This window comes from Mesorhizobium sp. M0626, from assembly GCF_040320665.1.
Taxonomy (GTDB): domain Bacteria; phylum Pseudomonadota; class Alphaproteobacteria; order Rhizobiales; family Rhizobiaceae; genus Mesorhizobium.
The window spans coordinates 1-17,730 of the sequence record NZ_JAMYQD010000035.1; the positions used below are offsets into that span (position 1 = coordinate 1).

Sequence of the window (17,730 nt, forward strand, 5' to 3'; positions counted from 1 at the left end):
AGTCGTCGTCACCGACACTGACGGCGACAGCGCACCGGCCGGCAACCTGGTCATCAACATCATCGACGACGTGCCGACGGCGCATGCCGATACCGACAGTGTAGCCTCCAACCAGTTCACGGCCGAGGCCGGCAACGTGCTGACGGCGGTGGGCACCACCTCGCCGGTGACCGGCATCGATGTCCTGGGTGCAGACGGCGCAGCGGTGGTTGGCGTCCAGGCCGGCGACACCAATGCCGACTTCACCGGCTCGCTCGGCGTGCAGATCCAGGGCACCTACGGCAAGCTGACGCTTAACGCCGACGGCTCCTACTCCTATGTACGCGATGCCGGCTCGCAGGGCGGCCACGACGACGTCTTCACCTACACCATCAAGGATGGCGACGGCGACACCTCGCACACCACGCTGACCATCTCGATCGGCGACTCGACGCCGACCGACAGCATTCCGGCGCCGGGCCTTGCCTCGACCACCGTCTATGAGGCCGGCCTTCCGGCACGCGGCGGCGAGTCCGCGGGCTCGAACGCTGCCGCCAACTCGGAGACCACCTCGGGCACCATCGGCTTCACTTCGCCGGACGGCGTGTCGGTAGTCTCGCTCGGCGGCCATGTGCTGACCGGCGCCGCGCAGACCTTCACCGACGCCACCGGCTCGCTGACGGCAAGCTATGTCTACAATCCGGCCACCGGCGCCGGCACGATCAGCTATTCCTACACGCTCGTCGACAACACCACCGGCGACAACACCACCGCCAGCTTCGCAGTCGTCGTCACCGACACTGACGGCGACAGCGCACCGGCCGGCAACCTGGTCATCAACATCATCGACGACGTGCCGACGGCGCATGCCGATACCGGCAATGTCAACGAGGGCGCTTTGCTCACCGTATTGGCGGCGGCAGGCGTGCTCGTCAATGACGTCGCCGGCGCCGACGGGGCCACGATCGATGGCGTACGGGCGGCGGGCGGCAACACCACGACAGCAGTATCAGGTGGCGTCAACACCGACATTGTGGGCCTGCACGGCACGCTTCACCTCAACGTCGACGGCTCCTACACCTACCAGTCGACGGCTCACAGCATTAACGCGAACACCACGGACGTGTTCGTCTACACAATCAAGGACGGCGACGGCGACTTCTCGACGACGACATTGACCATCAACCTGACGGACGTCAACGATGCACCGGTTGTTGCCAGCACCCAGAACTGGATGTCGAGCGACCCGGGGCAGCAGACCCTTGGCACGCCGACTTATCCCAATGGATATCCGCTGCTGGTCTCGATCCCGACGGATGCGGATGGCGACAACCTGATCGTCACCGCAACAGGGACGATCCCGACTGGGGTGTTCTACTACAACGGCGTGACCTATGTCGCCCTGACAACCGGCACCGTGCTCTACAATCCGTCCGGTGGCATCAACCTGCTGGGTAACCTGGTCTACACACCAACCGCCACGGTAACCGATACTGTCAACACCAACCTTACGCTGAATGTCTTCGATGGCACCGCCACGACTGTCCAGACTGTCGGCATCCACGAAGTGCCCCCGACCAGTCTGCCCAGCGACACTGCTCAGGTGGGCAATGGCAGCAGCCCTCTTACCTCGGGAAATGATCAGGTCACGACCCTGGCCCTGTCACAAGCCACGGTAAATGCTATAATCGCCGATCCTCATAGCGCGACTCTAGTAGTCTATACCGACTTTCAAGAGTCGCCCTTCGTAACGCCGATACCTGTAGCGGAGCGAAATCCCGGCGTGTTCGGAGACAGCAGTGCGGGATCGCATCGCGAACAGGAAGTCCAGGTCGAGATAGTCATAGGCACCAACCATTTCGCAGTTGTCGAAGACGATCTGACCGCCGGAACATTCGAACAGAGCTGGTTCTACGATCCGGCCACCGGCCTGATGAAGGCAACTGTCGACTACGACCATATCTTCCTTCTGGACGGCAGCGGCAACGCCACCTCCACGACGCTTGCCAGCTATTTGATCGCACACCCACCTACAGCCGGCGACTCATGGACGCTGTCTTACTTCGACAATAGTGGTGGCAATTACCAGGCGCGCTCGGTCAGCTTCTCCTTCTTCTCGCATGATCCGGGCGATCCCGGCATCACGGTGAATGGCGACGCCACATTGGCCGACCAGATCTATGGTACGTCCGGTGTCGATCATCTGTCCGGTGGCGGTGGAAACGACATCATTATCGGACGGGGCGGCAACGATTTCCTGACGGGCGGCGCCGGCGCCGACACCTTCCTGATCGGGACTGGGGATTCGACACCCGTTATAGGCGGAACCGGCAATGCCGGGACGATCACCGGCTATGACATCATCACTGACTTCGTCGCCGGGACCGACAAGTTGGCCCTGCCAGGGACTCTGGTGGCCGCCACCGCCGGCCTTGTCGACGGAGCAGGAGACTCCGTATTGACGATCGGCGGAGATACAGTGGAATCTCATTCGGTCACCAACGGCATCGCCAGTTTCTTCGGAACAGATGCCGGCGGCTCGCCGTTGGCTATCACCTCAACCGCAGCTCTCGCGGCGGCTGTCCAATATCTCATGGGCACAGACATCGGAAACGCCGGGGCGACGCTCGCATTCACGGCAACCATCTCGGGCGTAAATCATACGTTCGTCTATACCCAGACAACCACCAATGCCGGCGTAGGAGCACTGGTCGATCTCCAGAACGTCACGGTAGCGAACCTGAACACCCTGATCGGCGGATCGGTCGATCCGATTATCCTGGATCTGAACCATGATGGCTTCGCCTTCTCCGACGTCAGCCATGGCGTCCAGTTTGACATCAATGGTGACGGAACCAAAGACCAAATTGCCTGGAACACCTCGAACGACGGCATGCTGGCGATCGACCTCAACCATAACGGCAAGATCGATGATGGCACCGAGCTGTTTACGCCGAGTTTCGGCGGCGGCCATTTCGCCAGCGGCGCGGCGGCACTTGCATCGCTCGACAGCAATCATGACGGCGTCATCGATCAATACGACGATGCCTTCAGCAGCCTGCTGATCTGGAAGGACGCCAACGCCAACGGCATCAGTGACTCTGGGGAATTGTCACACCTTGCTGATAACGGTATTATTTCGATCAGCACGACAACGACCTCCGCTGTCGGCGAAATCGATGGGCAGGCCGTGGCAAGCAACGGCACCTTCCAGATGGCCGACGGCACGACCGGCAACTATATCGAGGTCGAACTCAACACCTCACTTGTTGCGCCCGTGGAAACGTCCGTTGCCTCCGATGGCACAAGGACCTTCACCATCGGCTCGCTCGAGGTAGCCGACCTGATCGCAGACTTCCACGATGGCGACCAGCTTGATCTTTCCTCGTTGCTCAAAGGCTTGGCTGGCGTCACCGATCTCGTAGGCGGCGGCTTCGTGGAGATCGCGCAGTCCTCGGCCAATGCCGAGGTCAAGGTCGATACCGACGGCGGCGGCGACAACTATCATACGGTCGCCGTGCTGGAGAACTACACATTCCACAGCGCCGCCGATGCGGTCAAAATACTCTACGATGACAGCCACGGCACCAAGACGGACGTGGTCTAAGGGGCGAAAGGGACGGGGTGAGGAGCATGAACAGAGTTTTGCGAGTGGCTTTCGGAGCCGGGCTGCTGTCGATATGCGCGACAGGACTTCAGGCCGCCGACATTATCGAAGGGCCGGTGGCCGACTATTGCCGGACCGTCGGCACGTCGAATTTGGTGTTGAACGACAACATCGTCGATCTCAAGACCGAGGTGGTGAAGCTGATGGACGAGTCGGTGGCCGTCGCCAACAGCTCGGAATGGATCAATTCGTCCCGCCCCGCCTTCATCTGGGCGTCGGAAGCCAAGGTCGCCTGCGGCATGGCCTATGGTTATCTCAAGACGAACTACAAGGACGAAGACACCCTCAACAAGTGCGAGTGCTTCCACGACCGCATGGTCGAGTACATGAACTGACCGGAAGGGATCAAGTCGCGCCGACAGGCTGACGATGACAGCCGACGGGAGATTGTCGAGAGCGATTGCTGGAGCGATCGTACTGGCCATTTCTGCCCCTGAAGCCCGTGTCAATTGGCTGGAACGACCTGCCCTTGAGCCACACGCTTTATCCGGGTCAACGCGGCCGGTTCGCTGTCATGCAGTTCGGGAACTTTTCGCACGGGCAATTGTTCGAAAACGGATGACTACTAGCTGATCTTGGCCCACCGCAACCGGTGGATTCCAACGCCGTCGGCTTAGTCCGGACGCCTGACCCAACCCATTCGTGCCCCGACTGCGGGTAAGCCGTCGAGCGGATTGAGCGCGCCTGGTGCGCGGAAGCCGCAATATGGCCGACGAACTGCAGCACGCATCATCAACGGCCCCGGCGTGATCTCCGTGAAGTCGTTGACCATCTCGCCGGGCGAGAGCCAGCCAAAGGCGGGCACGGCCGCTTGCCGTGGGTGTCTTTTCGTCGGCGCCGAGCCTCAGTCGGTGACGACGATCCGCGTGTTGCCGAAGCCAACTTCCCGCACCATTGAATAGAAGGTCGCGGCATTGGCGGTGTGCAAGCGGACACAGCCATGCGACGCCGGGCGTCCAAGGTATCTCACCGCGCCGGTGCCATGAATGGCATAGCCGCCACGGAAGAATACCGAATAAGGCATAGGCGACATGTCGTATTTGCGCGAATACCACATCCGCGCTGTCCGTTGCGGCCGATAGGCGCCGCGCGGGGTGATGTAACCCTTGCGGGCGGTGGATACGCTCCATCGGTAAAGCACTTGACCATAGCGGCTGACAGTCATGGTCTGCGAAGATACATCAATGGTGGCGACCAGGCCCGCGGCCTTGCCTTCGACAGACGTGCCGAACAGCATCGCAGCAAGTGCTACCGCCATGAGAACAACTCTGTTCATGAGATCACCCTTTTATGCCCTTTGCCTGACTGCCATCGCGCGGTTTCTTCATCTTTAGCGGCAGGTGAGTGGCGTAACACACAGTCTTTGACGAAATCGCCAATCTAAAGCAGCGGATTTGAACGATTTCCCGTCATAGCTGCCGCGACGACACGCACAATCGATGTAGGCGGCAGGCTTGCACAACCACCCCGTCCACTGCTCAAATCGTCGGATGAACGAACAACACCTGAAGCTGGTTACCTCGCGCGTGATATTCTCATCGAGGCTGATTTCGTGCGGATCGTTCACGGTGTCGATGACACAGCGGATCGGTTCGGTCATCTTGATCTGCTTGCGTTTTTACGCGAAGCAACTGCTCGACCCTGCGGCCTTCGCCAGATGCTGACTAAATGGAAGCCGGTTTCCGCACTTTCGCCGTCAAGCTCCGGCTTCACCACAAGGTTTTGCAGGGGTTGACGGGCGTTCCACATGGCCCGAAATATGAACGGCAATCGCGCGGCCTCATGGTGGAATGGCCCATACGAGCGGTTTGATGACCGGGCTTGGCGGTGTCGATCGAGGCGTTCAACCGGATCGGTCGCAAAACCGCGGAGAGATTGTCGCTACCGGCGATGTGCGCGAGAGTCCGAACCGATGTTCGGATTTGGCATCACCCACCTGGTGGTCATCTTTGTGGTGGCGCTGGTTGTTTTCGGGCCAGAGGAGCTTCCAAAAGTCATGCGATCGCCAGGGGCGATGATGAAGACATTCAATCGGATCGCTGGTGATTTCGGAAGTTTACAGTGACGATGCGGATGCCCTCAGCCTGGTCCGAGCGCTCCATCCTGCAATCATCTTCGCGCCTACGCCGCGGTGGTATAATTCCTTGTCGCCGTAGGCGATGTACCCGACCAAGTCCTTTCGGCCGCCCAGCAATACCTAATTTTGCTCCACAACCCATTTGATGTAGGGGCTTGGGCCTGATGATTATCTGGTCCTGCTGTTTTGCCGGTCGCGGTAATTATCGAATGACCAGAGAAAATATTGGTCAACCGCTATGGCGACGAACAGGAAAATAGCCAGCGCGGCAATGCCTGAGAGCCAGTATCCGGCACCCAATCTGTAGGCAGATAGGCCGGTCGCCGCTGCAGCCAGCCCCGCGAAATAGGCATCATACTGGTAGAGCAATTTCAGCGTAAAATTTCTCATCGATCGTTTCTACACCAATCCCTTGTTCCCAGGAAGGTTCAGGCGTGACGACATCGCATCGCGCCGATGGCCCAGATCGCTAGACCTTCCGGCTCGACACCGACTTGGTTCTGGTCGCGTGCTTAGCAATGAAAGTCTCGATCGGACCGGTGAGAATAGCTGCCTCGCTCTTGATCTTATCTTCTTCCCATAGCCACCACTTTATTTCCAGCAACTGTGCAATGACATCAGTAGGGAACCGACTGCGGATGACTCGTGCACGATTGCCGGCGACTATTGAATACGGCTCGACAGACTTGGTGACCACGGAGCCGGCACCCACAACGGCGCCATCGCCAACGGTCACGCCTGGCAATATGATGGCGCCGTGGCCAATCCAAACATCGTTGCCAATCGTAATGCCTCCAGGCTTTCCGGCGTTGGGTATCGGCTCAGGCTGCTTCAGGAGGCGGCTATAAATCGGGAATGAAGTGGCACTCTTTGTCTGGTGTTGACCAGTACACATGAAGAGGACTTGGCCAGCAACTGAGCAGAAGCTCCCCACGTCTAGGGGAGATTCATTAGTTGGGAAAAGCACCTTCCGCCAAGTGACGCCATAGGTGTGGCGGCCGACAGAAACATGCTCGGGCAATTTCGCACGTGCGTCCCGAATCCACTTCGAAATAGCCGACATTCTTCGATCCGCCTCTGCCGAATGGCATAGCCGGAAAACACGCATCAACACAACCCAAGAGGATTTGTAATGGCAGTTTCCCGTGAGAAGGAATCGCTTGCCAAGGTGCTCGCGCACGAAGGCGACTATTCAAAACAATAAGAATGATCCTGGTGGCCCAACATTGAAGGGCGTCACCCAGCGCGTCTATGACGCTTGCTGGGTCGGCAAGGGCCATACAAAGCGCTCGGTCAAAAGCGTCACGACCGACGAGCTGAACGAGATTTACGACCGGCTCGTTGCCGCGAACGGCTTCTTCTTCCCGGCGGAATTTTTGTGGTCGCCGTTCGCGGTAGCGGGTGGTCGAACTTCAATGCCCGCATCAAATTACTTGGTCGTGCCCAGCGTTCGGCTCCCGCGTTACGCCGCGAAAACCATCAGGTCCTCGACGGGGAATTCAACGTAGTACTGGCCGGACGGAAGGGCATCGCGGGAATAAGTCCGGACCGTCAGGTCATTGCCTTCGAAAATCACCTCGTGCCGGTCGCCGAGGAAAAGGCTCTCGACGCAGGTCATGGCAATACGCCCCGGGCCGTCCTTCCCGGACCACGTCACCCGCTCAAGCCGGACGAGTGCGGTGACTTTGGTGCCGACGGTCAGCTCCTCCTGAGCACTGCCCACGAGATGGATGCCGTTCGCGACAATTTCCGCACGGTTGCCCTTGATGGCGGCGACCACGCCGTCAAGGCGATTGCTGGCGCCCATAAACTCTGCTGCAAACAGACTCTTCGGCCTGTTGTAGATTTGTTTGGGCGTTCCGTCCTGTTCGATCTGGCCGCCATTGAGCAGCAGGATGCGGTCGGCGAGCGCCATCGCTTCGACCTGGTCATGGGTGACGCACAGTGCCGATAGGCCGAGATTGGTGATGAGGCGACGCAACCAGATCCGCGCTTCCTCGCGCAGCTTGGCGTCCAAATTGGACAGCGGCTCGTCGAGCAAGATCACGTTCGGCTCGTAGACCAGCGCGCGGGCCAACGCGACGCGCTGTTGCTGCCCGCCGGAGAGCTGGTGCGGATAGCGCTCACCTAGTTTGCCGAGGCCTATGCTGTCCAAAGCCTTCTGGACGCGGCTGGCAAGATCCGCCCGAGACACTTTGCGCAGCTTCAGCGGATAACCCACATTCTCCGACACCGTCCGGTGCGGCCACAGCGCATAGGACTGGAATACCAGCCCGAGACCGCGCGTTTCCGGCGCCAGATTGATGTTCTGCTCCGCGTCGAAAAGCGGCCTGTCACCGAGCAGTATCTTGCCGCGGTTGGGTGTTTCCAGACCGGCGACCGCTCGCAAGAGCGTCGTCTTGCCGGACCCGGAGGCGCCGAGCAAGGCGACAATCTGGCCTGGTTCGACCGAGAAGGACACACCTTTCAGGATCTCGAGGGTGCCGTAACTGAGGCGCAGGCCGTCTATGATGATGTCAGTCATTGAGGCGGACTCCAAAGCGCATCGCTACGGCGAGACCGGTCACGATGATGACGGTGTTGATGACGGCGAGAGCGGAGACCAGATCGATCGCGCCGGTGCCCCACAGGGAAACCATGAGCGAGCCGATCACTTCGGTTCCCGGCCCGAGCAGATAAACGCCGGTCGAATATTCACGCGCGAAGATCAGGAAGATCAGCAGCCAGGCCGAGAACATCCCGCCACGGATGAGCGGCAGCGTGATGTCCCTGGCGACCCGGCCTTCGCTGGCGCCAACTGACCGGCCGGCTTCCTCGAGTTCCTTGCCGATCTGCAGGAGCGTTCCGGAAATCAGTCGCATGCCATAGGCGAACCAGACAATGGTATAGGCAAGCCACACCGAGATCATCGTGGCACGCAGGGGCGCGATCGGCTTGAAGAACAGAAAGATCCACAGCATGGCGAGGCCAGCCACAATACCCGGCATCGCCCGCGGTATCATGGCCACGTAGTCGACGACTTTGGTCAGGGGTGCGTTCGAGCGGTGACCGGCGAGTGCCACGGCGGTATAGGCCGCGATCGAAGCCGCACCGCCGATGACCGCAACACCGACCGTGTTGACAATGGCGCTGACGACATTCGGATAGTCAGCGAGATCGCGATAGTGATCTAACGTCAGCACCTCGAAGATGTTCACCCCGACGCCCCAGCTTGTCACCAGCGAGCGAATTGCGACGCCGCCCACCGGTATGATCACCGTGGCCGCGAACCATGCCACTACGAGCGCGAAGGCCGGCCAGCGAAGCGCGCCCAGCCGAATGGGGTTGTGCCGGCTGCCCTTGCCCTTGACAGACACATAGCGGCTGGCATTGCGCAGCATGTAGCGCTGCAGCACCACCAGCGGAAGCGCGATCATGATGATCGCCACCACCACTACGGCCATCAACTGGTAGGAAGGAACCCCGAGCTTGTTGGTGAGCTTGTAGAGATAGGTGGCGAGAACCAACACCCCTTCCGGATCGCCAAGCACCAGTGGCAGGCCGAAAAGTTCGAAACCAAGGAAGAACACTAGAACCGCCGCATAAAGCACCACCGGCATCACCATGGGCAGCGACACGCTGGCGGCGACGCGCCAGGGGCCGGCGCCGACGATGCGTGCCGCCTCTTCCAGGTCGGCGCCGACATTGCGCAGCGCCGCCGACGCATAGAGATAGACATGCGGGACATGGGTGAGCCCGGCGATAATCGCGATCGATGTCACCGAATAGACATTCCAAGGCACGTAGCCAATCACCGACTTGACCGCCAGCGAGACGAAGCCGACTGGTCCCAACGTCATCACATAGCCGAAGGCCAGCACTACCGCCGACATGAACACCGGGATGAGGATGATCGGCTCCAGCCAGCGCTTGCCCGGCACGTCGGTACGCACGATGATGAACGCCAGCAGGATTCCCACCGGAACGGCGATCAATGTCATCCCCACCGCGAGCTTGAGCGAAGTCGTCAGCGCCAGCCAGAAATCCGCATCTGCAAGGATGAAGCTATAAGCCTTCAGCGACAGATGCGCGGTCTTCTGGAAGAACGGGCCGGACAGAAAACTCTGGTAGATGATCAGCGTTACCGGCGCCAACACCACCAGGATGGCGAGGAGATTGGTGCTGACACGAAAGACGCGGAAGGGCATGATCGCCTCGAACAAAGCCGGGGGCCGTCCGCTAGCAAGAGCGCAAGCGCGCCGTTCCGATGGTTCTTAACAGCAAGAAAGGCGGAAGAGCCGATTGTGGCGGCACTCCCGATCAGGCGATTACTCGCCCTTCATGGCTTTCTGCCACTCGTTGAGGAACGCCAGCCGTGTCGTCTCGTCCAGGCCTTCGAGCAGTTTGTCGTCGAGCGCGATCGGATGAACATTTTCGCCGGCAGCGGCCTTTATGGACGCCAGCGTGGTTGCCCCCTCAACGTCATCACGAACGGCATAGAGCTTGATGTCGTTGGCGATCAGCTTCTGCGCGCGCGCCGACAGCAGATAGTCGACGAACAACTTCGCCGCATTGGGATCCTTGGCTTCCGCTGGAATGACCGTGGCGCGGGTGGTCACTAAAACATAATCCTTGGGGATTATCACACCAAGGTTCTCGTCCTTGGCCTGTTTGGCGAGGCCATACGAGCCGAAGATGCCGTAGGCGATGGAATGTTCGCCAGACGTGACCTTCTCAATCATCGAGCCGGCGGAGCTGTAGAGCTTGATATGGGCCTTGCCAAAAGCCTTGTTGAGCGCCCAGGAATCGGTCCAGGTCTTGGCGTCCTGGTTGTAGAAATAGAAGCCGACCCCGGACTTTTCCGGATCGTAGGACGCGATCTTGCCGTCGTAATCGGCGGTCTTGCCGGTCATCAGCTTGAGCAGATCGGCGTGGCTTGCGGGAACATCGCCTTCAGGCACGAGACGCTTGTTGTAGACGAAAGTCACCGGGTCGGCTGTGGCACCATAGATCATGCCCTTGTACGACGCCCAGGCCGGAACGTGAGCCGCCTCGACGGATTTGTACTCCTGCGCATAACCGTCTGCGGCAAGTTTGATCTGCAGATCCGGAGCCGAAGACCAGGCGACATCCGCCGTGCCTTGGCCCGAAGCGGTTTCGGCAATGACGCGATTGTAGAGTTCGGTCGAATTGAGGTCGGAATATTCTACGGCAATCCCGGGGAACGCTGCTTCGAAATCCTTGAGCAAGGGCTGGACCAGCGCCGCATCGGTCGTCGAATAGATGCTGAGGTGTCCTTCCGCGGTGGCGGCGGCCACCAGATCCTTGTAGTTGTCCGGATACCCGGCGGGAATTTCGGCAGCGGGGGCAAGCGTCGCGAAAGCGGCTGACAGCGAAAGCACGGCCGTCATCGTCGCAAGACGATTTTTCATTGAGGTCTCCTCCAAGTTCGCCTAAATCGTACCTCCTCCAGGCACAAAAGGCGAGTATCATCCTGACCTGTCACCAACCTGTCACGGCAATGTAGAGGTTTGCTCAGCCGACTTGGGCCCGATGGGTCGTGCTCAGTTTCTCGACGACAGCCGGATCGGCCACATCGACATATCGCTGAGATTGTTGAAATTTTGGAGCGGCATCCTGCGGGGTCACGGTCGCTGGCCCTGGGCACCGATCATCGACTTGCTCCAATCTTCGATGAAGCGGCGGCGCAGCGCCTCGTCCTGTACGGCAAGTAACGCAGGGCCGATGCGAATGGCGCGCGCGATACCAGACTCGCCAAGTGTTTCCGGGCCGTCCGCTCCGTCAGGCAATTGCCCATTCTCGGCGAAGAAAAAGGAACTTTCCCTCGCGACTTTCTGTCCCCGGGCTGACAGAAGGTAGTCGAGAAATCGTTTGGCAAGGGCCATACTCGGTGCCGTCTTCGGAATGAGCGCGCCACGACTGAGTATCAGCGCATAGTCCCGCGGGACAACGACCCTTAAGTCGGAATTGTCCCTGGCCGCCGCATAGGCGTATGACCCGATCATATTGTAGCCAATATACAGGGTCCCGTTTGCAACGTCCTGAAGGGTCTCCGCGGTGCAACAACGAACCACGGTTTCCGCTCGGCTCATGCTTTCCAGAAGCCGACCGTAGACCGCGGTCGTCTGCCGCGCATCACTGAACGCCAATAGGTAGCCGATGCCCGAAAGCCGGATGTCGAACGTTCCGACCCGCCCACGATAAAAATCGATCCGCCGCCTAAGAAGATCGGCGAGTTCGATGTGGGTGCGCGGTACGTCGCCGGACGGCACGAGGCGGGCGTTGTAGACGAAGACGGCCGGTTCGTAGGTAAAGCCGAATACTTCGTCGCGCCAGTTTGCCCAGTCGGCGACATGCGCGGTTTCCGCCGACACGTGCGGCGCCGCGCAGCCGTCATTGGCGAGCTTCACGAGTTGGTCGACCGACGGCGACAACAAGATGTCGCCCAGCACCGCGCCCGTCCGACAGGCTTCGCTGGCACTATTTTGCAAGTCGTTGGTGACATATTCAACATAGTCGACTGCAACGTTGGGGAAAACGGACTGAAAGTCCCGGATCAGGGGTTCCATCGCCACCAGATCGGTCGCGGCGTGGATCGACAGTCGATCCTTCTCCGGCTGTGGCGAAGGGAAAAATGCGCTGCTTCCTTCAGCAGCTCTTGCCGCCTGATCGACGCACAAAAGGATTGCAGCCAGTAAAGTGAATGCCCGCAATGCTCTCGCTATCATCCTGCCTTCTCTCTGGCGATGGGCAACGTCAAGGTGACGGTGAACCCTTGCGTGCGCTTCCCGCCATCCTCGCTTTTCTCGCGAAAGGTCAGCGCGCCACCGTGAGCCGCCGCCACCTCCGACGCGATGGCGAAACCCAGACCTGCGCTGCCGTCGTGAGATTTGGACGTTTCGAAGCGCTGCGTGACTCGCTCCCACTCGCTCGGCGGAATGCCCTGTCCGTCATCCTCGACCTCGACATGGGCAAGCGTACCGTCGCTGCGTACCCTGACCTCAAGGCGCGACATCACTCCGTGGCGCAGGGCATTGTCGATGATATTGACGATCGCTTCACGCAGGCTGACGGCGTCCGCAAGCACGACAGGTTCATCGTCAGGCGCCTCGAAGGAGACGATGATGTCCGGATCGATAGTTATCGGAACCGCCGCACGGAAAGCGCGCCGTGCGACGTCTGCCAGGTGGTGCGGCTGAAGCTGCACGGAATCGGCACGATGGATGACCATGGCGTGGCTGAGCAACTGGTTGGTCAGGCGCGCAAGTTCGCCGGCGCGCTGCTGTACGCGATCGAGATGCTGGCGGCTCGACTTGTCCAGCTTGGCTTGACTCAACAGATCGAGCTGCGCGGTAAGTGCCGTCAGCGGCGTTCTGATCTGGTGCGCCGCGTCGGCGATGAAGCGCTGCAGGAGTTTCACGCGCTCGTCGAGCCGACTCATGAAATAATTGATGGAAGTAACGAAAGGCCGCAATTCTCGCGGGACGACGACTGTCACGGGCATAAGGTCTTGTGGATCACGACGGCGAAGCGTCGCTCCCAGATGCTTGACCGGTTGCAGAGAATAGCGAATGGCCACCATCGCCCCAGCCAATGCCAATATGCTCATGATTACCAGGAGGACGGTCGCTCTGAGCGTCAACTCCCCCGCGAGCGCACTGCGCGCTTCCGTGGTCTGCCCAACGATGACATGCGCCCAACCGGATACGGCGGGATCGGATAGAGCGCGAGCCACCACCGCTATGCGGACCGGTTCGCCGCGATAACGCGCCGATTCCAATACCGGGACATCGTGTATTGCTGCCAGATCAACTTCTGTTTGCAGATCGGCATAACCTGTTAGCGTCGCGCCGGAAGGATCGATCACGCGATAGAAGATGCGGTCGCGGCTGGCGAGGCCCAGGAGCTCAAAAGCCGATACCGGCAAGTTGACGATGAGTGAACCGGATTCAACCGTAAGGCTGTCCGCCATCTGGATCGCCGCACCTAGCAGAAGCCGGTCATAGGCGTCATCGGCGGCGGTTCGCGCGTAGTACCACGCCGCACTCACCAGAAGAGCCGCGCCCAGGCCCAGCACCAGCGAGATGCGGACCGCCAGGCGCGTGAAAAGGGAAGGCTCAGCCGGTATCATCGGAAGCCAGCTGATATCCCATGCCCCGCACGGTGACGATCTGCGCCTTGGCGCCTTCCAGCTTCTTGCGCAGCCGGCCGACATAAAGTTCGATCGCGTTCTGATTGACCGGCTCGTCAAACCCAAAAAGCTGATCGATAAGTTCATCCTTGCTGAAGACGCGACCTGGCCGCGACGCCAGTATCTCAAGCAACGTCATTTCGCGTCGTTTCAATTGCACCTCGCGCCTGCCTACCCGGACCGAGCGGCTGGCGCGGTCGAGCACGACATCGCCGCACTGAACGATGTTGGTCGCCTCGCCGCTTTTCCGCCGCAGCAGAACACGGGCGCGCGCTTCCAATTCGCGGAAATCGAACGGTTTGACCAGATAGTCGTCGGCGCCGATATCGAGCGCGCCAACGCGGTCCTCTATCTCCGAACGGGCCGTCAACATCAGAACTGGGGTCGTCTTTCTTGCCTGCCGGAGCCTTCGAACGATTTCGAACCCGTCGAGGCCGGGCAACATGACATCGAGTATGACGAGATCGTAGCTGGTGAAACCGAGGATTTCTGCGGCAGCACGACCGTCCGTCTCCCAATCGACCGCATGGCCGATCGTTTCGAAGCGGCGGCTGATTGCCTCGCCAACGTCGTGCGTGTCTTCGACGAGGAGAATTCGCATGACGGAGCATTTGCACGGAAGCAGTAGCCTATCAAGCGTCGCGCTCGACAGCACCTGCGGATATCAGCTGTTCAGCTTCCAATCATCCGAACGACTGGCTGCGCCATGCCGTCTGCCTTCATTTTGATCTGCGCATACACTGTCGGCCGACGAGGGCGCATCAGGCGAGACAGGATGCCCGGATTGTCGTGACGACAAAATGCAAGCTACGATGTCGACTGTCGTTCTCGCAAAGACACGGTGAACTTTTCGCCTGCATCTTGTTGTCGTTGGCGTCGTCATTTTCATCTTTTGCCTGGTTGCTTGGCAGCGCCCTCCGTTTATCCTCGCAAACGCGGCAGTCTTGGTGGCGATTGTGCCGTTGGTCATGTGTGACGCGGCGGTTTGTTGACTGCGTTGCGCCCTTCCGGATAGCCTTTGGAACAGCTTGGCCTAGCAAATGGCTGGGTCTCGCCTGAATTGAAGAAAAACTCGCCAATTTGTCCAAGGTGTTAGTGCAGCATTGCCTTACCTTATCGCCGCTTGGAGTGTGATCGGCAATCGTGGTACCGCAACGCCGGGAGGCGACGATGCGTGTCATTTTCCGATGTGATCCGATGTTGATCGAGCATTTGCCACGCCCGATCCTCGCGCGCGGTGCTCTACCGGATTGGCTGCGCGCAATGCCCGCCACTGCCTATTCGGCGATCCACGGCCGCGACATTCGCACGCTCAAGCAGTGCCCGCCCGTTATCGATGCGATGACCTATGGCTTCATGATCCTCCTGCCGTGCGACGTCGTCGTCGACAAAGGGACCTTTTCCTGGGACTGGCAGATTCCAGACCCGGTCACTGAGAACCACCCCCGAGCGCCTTTGAGCTTCCACACGCCGGGGCAGCTCGCCGGCAGCCCGTTTGCCACTCCCGGTCAAGCCGCTATCAAATTCAACAGCTTCTGGACCATACAGATCGAGACGGCTGGTCGCTCTTCGCGACGCATCCGGTCAATCGCGAGGATCTTCCCTTCAGGCTGGTGACTGGCCTGGTGGATTCCGACCGGTTCAGCGATGGGGGCATCAATTTCCCGGCGATCTGGACGGAGCCCGGATTCTCTGGCGTGCTCAGGAAAGGAAGTCCAGTCGCGCAGTGCTTTGCGGTTCCGCGGGCCGCGCCGCAGCTCGAATACGAAGTGTTCGACGAAAAGCGACAGGCATCCTATGCGCAGACGGTCGCCGATGTCCTGTCAACGCCCGGCGTCTACCGCAAGCGGTTTCGCGCCAGGCGGGGACGCTCCGCCAGCGAGTGAGCGACGCAGCGCTTTCTCATCAAGCCACAGCCGGCCCCTTGGCGCCGACGTCAGCGCCATGGCGATGACGCTGAAGGTGGATGAGCTGAGACCATAGGCTAATGAATACGCTACCATGGCCTCGTCGAGGTCGCCGGTTTCCTGCAGGACGACACCCAGATTGACAGCCGCTTCCGGGGCGCCGGGCTCATCTCAAGCACGCGTCGATAGGCCTGTGCAGCGCTGCCGAACTTGCGCATGTCCTGACGTACCAGCCCGAGGTCGAACCAGGCCGACGGATGCCCGCCGCCAGCGACTGCGCGTTCGAGCAGACCTTCCGCCTCGACAGCCGCTCGGCGCTGCCATGCAAGGCGCCCGAGGCGCGCCGCTGCCTCCCCGGATTTCGGATCCCGTTGCAAGACAAGTGTCCAGGACGCGCTCGCCGCAGGGGCATCGCCTGCTTGATCGAAGGTGCGTGCCCGTTCGACGAGCATTTCCGCCTGAGATGACAGTCTTGCCGCGCGGTCCAGGAACTGAAACGCCGCTTCAAACCTGCCTTCGGCCCGGGCAATCCGGCATGCCAGTATCAAGGCGGGCGCATTGTCGGGTCGAGTGGCAAGGCTTGCTTCGATGTGCGCACGAGCCTCCGGCAGATCTGCCTTGGCGAACAATACAGCCGCCAGAAGATGGCAAAGCGCCGGGTCGCCTGGGTGCTGCTTCAGGCCCAATTCGCACACATCGATCGCTTGGCGATGATTGCCGGAATTGAACGCGGCCAAAGCGCGGCGGATCAGATCGTCACTATCGTTTTGATTGGTGCGCATTATGCTTGGACGCTCACTGGCAGTCATGTCCGCAAGGGGCCGATGTCGATTCCAGTCATGTTTGGCGGGACCACTTGCCACAGAGCAGAGAGTAACCGACTTGGAGCCTCGCTTGCCACCAGTCCGCCCCAACTGCTACTCCCCTTCCCTTAAGCAGACACGTGCTGGTCACGACCATTCTATGAGCGCGCTTGTGCATATTGTTTGCTCGCAAGGGATATCGATAGACGTTCGCCAAAACCCAGCAAAAGCGGTCTGATGCTGACCAACTTTTCCGGCGTAAATCTGGTCAGCGGCCCAGAAACAGCCAGCGCTCCGATCAAGCCCTCGCTGCCTGAAAAAACCGGTACGGCCATCGCAGCTGTTTCGGAATCTCCCTTCCCGAGCGATATAAACGGAATCTTCGCCATAAGAGCTGTTCGCGTCCTAGGCTTAGCGGTACTGAATCGTGCAAGCACTTGGCCAGCTGCGTGACCGTCAAGCGAAAGCACATCACCCTCTCGGATTTGATCACGGATCAAATGACGACAGTCTGCGCGAAATAGGCAAATTCCGTCATTTCCCTCCTTTCGAAAAAACGATGCGCTTTCACCCGCCTGTTCGACAAGGCTCAAAAGGAGAGGCCGAACGAATGCCTCTATCTTAAAACGACGACGGTAGAATGAGGCCAATATCATCGGCGTAGGGCCGACAGCAAAGCGCTTGTCCGCCATGCGAACAATGTAGCCACTGCGGACAAGGGATTCCGTTAACCGAAGGATCGTGCTTTTGTATAGGCCCGTTCTAGAAGATATCTCAGCCAGGCTTAAACCCTCGTCATGCTCTGTGAAGCACCCGAGGATCGAAAGCGCGCGATCGACAGCTTCAACCCCTCCCGCTCTTGTGTCAGCTTGCTCCACCGCCTGATGGTTCACGCGTTTGGTTCCTTTGAACGCCAAAGCTCAGTTGCGAATGTCGGGTCCTGATCACGTCCCCACGTGCTCAGCTTTGGAGTACCTCGCTCGCGAAAAGCAAAGTGCCATTTCATCATTCAGCATATTATCCTGTCGGTAACTGAAAATCCTACACGATCGTGGAAAAAGAGGACCTACTGCATCTTTAAATGTCGCGTCCTGTCGGACATGATG

Annotated in this window: 16 protein-coding genes and 2 pseudogenes; 6 read left to right on the top strand and 12 right to left on the bottom strand. The window is 59.7% G+C overall.

What is annotated here, in order from left to right:
- Window positions 1-3,586, top strand: a 3,586-nt coding sequence (locus tag NKI37_RS30350; RefSeq protein ID WP_352520142.1) for a beta strand repeat-containing protein, incomplete at its 5' end; no start/stop codon positions are given.
- A 26-nt stretch (window positions 3,587-3,612) separates the two neighbouring features.
- A complete protein-coding gene (locus NKI37_RS30355; protein WP_023673611.1) occupies window positions 3,613-3,981 on the top strand; it encodes a hypothetical protein in 369 nt (122 codons plus the stop codon).
- A gap of 509 nt (window positions 3,982-4,490) precedes the next feature.
- Here NKI37_RS30355 and NKI37_RS30360 read toward each other — a convergent pair.
- Together NKI37_RS30360 and NKI37_RS30365 are read right to left on the bottom strand one after the other, a co-directional pair.
- Window positions 4,491-4,922 (bottom strand): L,D-transpeptidase, encoded by a 432-nt coding sequence (locus NKI37_RS30360; protein ID WP_023673610.1) that lies wholly within the window; start codon window positions 4,920-4,922, stop codon window positions 4,491-4,493.
- A gap of 243 nt (window positions 4,923-5,165) precedes the next feature.
- A pseudogene (locus NKI37_RS30365) lies at window positions 5,166-5,380 on the bottom strand (ParB N-terminal domain-containing protein); the annotation flags it as partial.
- Window positions 5,381-5,558: 178 nt separating this feature from the next.
- On the opposite strand from NKI37_RS30365, the gene NKI37_RS30370 reads away from it, so the two are divergent.
- Window positions 5,559-5,711, top strand: coding sequence for a twin-arginine translocase TatA/TatE family subunit (locus NKI37_RS30370; RefSeq protein ID WP_023673608.1), 153 nt, complete (start codon window positions 5,559-5,561; stop codon window positions 5,709-5,711).
- A gap of 180 nt (window positions 5,712-5,891) precedes the next feature.
- On the opposite strand, the gene NKI37_RS30375 is transcribed toward NKI37_RS30370, so the two are convergent.
- Both NKI37_RS30375 and NKI37_RS32020 read right to left on the bottom strand, forming a co-directional pair.
- Entirely contained in the window at window positions 5,892-6,113 is a 222-nt protein-coding gene (locus NKI37_RS30375; protein WP_023673607.1) for a hypothetical protein, read from the bottom strand.
- Window positions 6,114-6,300: 187 nt separating this feature from the next.
- Window positions 6,301-6,522: pseudogene (locus tag NKI37_RS32020) on the bottom strand (CatB-related O-acetyltransferase); the annotation flags it as partial.
- A 346-nt stretch (window positions 6,523-6,868) separates the two neighbouring features.
- Here NKI37_RS32020 and NKI37_RS30385 point away from each other — a divergent pair.
- Entirely contained in the window at window positions 6,869-7,231 is a 363-nt protein-coding gene (locus tag NKI37_RS30385) for a glycosyl hydrolase 108 family protein (RefSeq protein WP_245263832.1), read from the top strand.
- On the opposite strand, the gene NKI37_RS30390 is transcribed toward NKI37_RS30385, so the two are convergent.
- The 6 genes from NKI37_RS30390 to NKI37_RS30415 all read right to left on the bottom strand — a co-directional run bounded on the left by NKI37_RS30390 (window position 7,186) and on the right by NKI37_RS30415 (window position 14,515).
- Window positions 7,186-8,247 (bottom strand): ABC transporter ATP-binding protein, encoded by a 1,062-nt coding sequence (locus NKI37_RS30390; RefSeq protein ID WP_023706701.1) that lies wholly within the window; start codon window positions 8,245-8,247, stop codon window positions 7,186-7,188. The two genes, NKI37_RS30385 and NKI37_RS30390, sit on opposite strands and share 46 nt — an antisense overlap.
- Entirely contained in the window at window positions 8,240-9,910 is a 1,671-nt protein-coding gene (locus NKI37_RS30395) for an ABC transporter permease (protein ID WP_031202992.1), read from the bottom strand. Before NKI37_RS30395 ends, NKI37_RS30390 begins: the two co-directional genes overlap by 8 nt.
- 120 nt (window positions 9,911-10,030) lie before the next feature.
- On the bottom strand, window positions 10,031-11,134 hold the full coding sequence (locus NKI37_RS30400; protein WP_023682862.1) for an ABC transporter substrate-binding protein: 1,104 nt from the start codon (window positions 11,132-11,134) through the stop codon (window positions 10,031-10,033).
- Between the two features lie 213 nt (window positions 11,135-11,347).
- Window positions 11,348-12,451 carry an ABC transporter substrate-binding protein gene (locus tag NKI37_RS30405; RefSeq protein WP_023706699.1) on the bottom strand — a complete coding sequence of 368 codons (1,104 nt, stop codon included), beginning with the start codon at window positions 12,449-12,451 and terminating at the stop codon, window positions 11,348-11,350.
- Window positions 12,448-13,854 carry a sensor histidine kinase gene (locus tag NKI37_RS30410; protein WP_023706698.1) on the bottom strand — a complete coding sequence of 469 codons (1,407 nt, stop codon included), beginning with the start codon at window positions 13,852-13,854 and terminating at the stop codon, window positions 12,448-12,450. The genes NKI37_RS30405 and NKI37_RS30410 overlap by 4 nt, the downstream gene beginning before the upstream one ends.
- Entirely contained in the window at window positions 13,841-14,515 is a 675-nt protein-coding gene (locus NKI37_RS30415) for a response regulator transcription factor (protein WP_023673600.1), read from the bottom strand. Before NKI37_RS30415 ends, NKI37_RS30410 begins: the two co-directional genes overlap by 14 nt.
- Before the next feature lie 569 nt (window positions 14,516-15,084).
- Here NKI37_RS30415 and NKI37_RS30420 point away from each other — a divergent pair.
- On the top strand, window positions 15,085-15,531 hold the full coding sequence (locus tag NKI37_RS30420; protein ID WP_023706697.1) for a hypothetical protein: 447 nt from the start codon (window positions 15,085-15,087) through the stop codon (window positions 15,529-15,531).
- 8 nt (window positions 15,532-15,539) lie between these two features.
- Window positions 15,540-15,800 carry a hypothetical protein gene (locus NKI37_RS30425; protein ID WP_352794648.1) on the top strand — a complete coding sequence of 87 codons (261 nt, stop codon included), beginning with the start codon at window positions 15,540-15,542 and terminating at the stop codon, window positions 15,798-15,800.
- Window positions 15,801-15,910: 110 nt separating this feature from the next.
- Here the strand turns inward: NKI37_RS30425 and NKI37_RS30430 are convergent, their stop codons facing one another.
- On the bottom strand, window positions 15,911-16,603 hold the full coding sequence (locus tag NKI37_RS30430) for a tetratricopeptide repeat protein (protein WP_023706696.1): 693 nt from the start codon (window positions 16,601-16,603) through the stop codon (window positions 15,911-15,913).
- 179 nt (window positions 16,604-16,782) lie between these two features.
- Window positions 16,783-17,517, bottom strand: coding sequence for an IclR family transcriptional regulator (locus tag NKI37_RS30435; RefSeq protein ID WP_023672588.1), 735 nt, complete (start codon window positions 17,515-17,517; stop codon window positions 16,783-16,785).
- Window positions 17,518-17,730: the final 213 nt, after the last annotated feature.

Coding starts and splice junctions, on each gene's coding strand:
- NKI37_RS30355 (WP_023673611.1), top strand. CDS start 3,613: ATGAACAGAGTTTTGCGAGTGGCTTTCGGAGCCGGGCTGCTGTCGATA.
- NKI37_RS30360 (WP_023673610.1), bottom strand. CDS start 4,922: ATGAACAGAGTTGTTCTCATGGCGGTAGCACTTGCTGCGATGCTGTTC.
- NKI37_RS30370 (WP_023673608.1), top strand. CDS start 5,559: ATGTTCGGATTTGGCATCACCCACCTGGTGGTCATCTTTGTGGTGGCG.
- NKI37_RS30375 (WP_023673607.1), bottom strand. CDS start 6,113: ATGAGAAATTTTACGCTGAAATTGCTCTACCAGTATGATGCCTATTTC.
- NKI37_RS30390 (WP_023706701.1), bottom strand. CDS start 8,247: ATGACTGACATCATCATAGACGGCCTGCGCCTCAGTTACGGCACCCTC.
- NKI37_RS30395 (WP_031202992.1), bottom strand. CDS start 9,910: ATGCCCTTCCGCGTCTTTCGTGTCAGCACCAATCTCCTCGCCATCCTG.
- NKI37_RS30400 (WP_023682862.1), bottom strand. CDS start 11,134: ATGAAAAATCGTCTTGCGACGATGACGGCCGTGCTTTCGCTGTCAGCC.
- NKI37_RS30405 (WP_023706699.1), bottom strand. CDS start 12,451: ATGATAGCGAGAGCATTGCGGGCATTCACTTTACTGGCTGCAATCCTT.
- NKI37_RS30410 (WP_023706698.1), bottom strand. CDS start 13,854: ATGATACCGGCTGAGCCTTCCCTTTTCACGCGCCTGGCGGTCCGCATC.
- NKI37_RS30415 (WP_023673600.1), bottom strand. CDS start 14,515: ATGCGAATTCTCCTCGTCGAAGACACGCACGACGTTGGCGAGGCAATC.
- NKI37_RS30420 (WP_023706697.1), top strand. CDS start 15,085: ATGCGTGTCATTTTCCGATGTGATCCGATGTTGATCGAGCATTTGCCA.
- NKI37_RS30430 (WP_023706696.1), bottom strand. CDS start 16,603: ATGCGCACCAATCAAAACGATAGTGACGATCTGATCCGCCGCGCTTTG.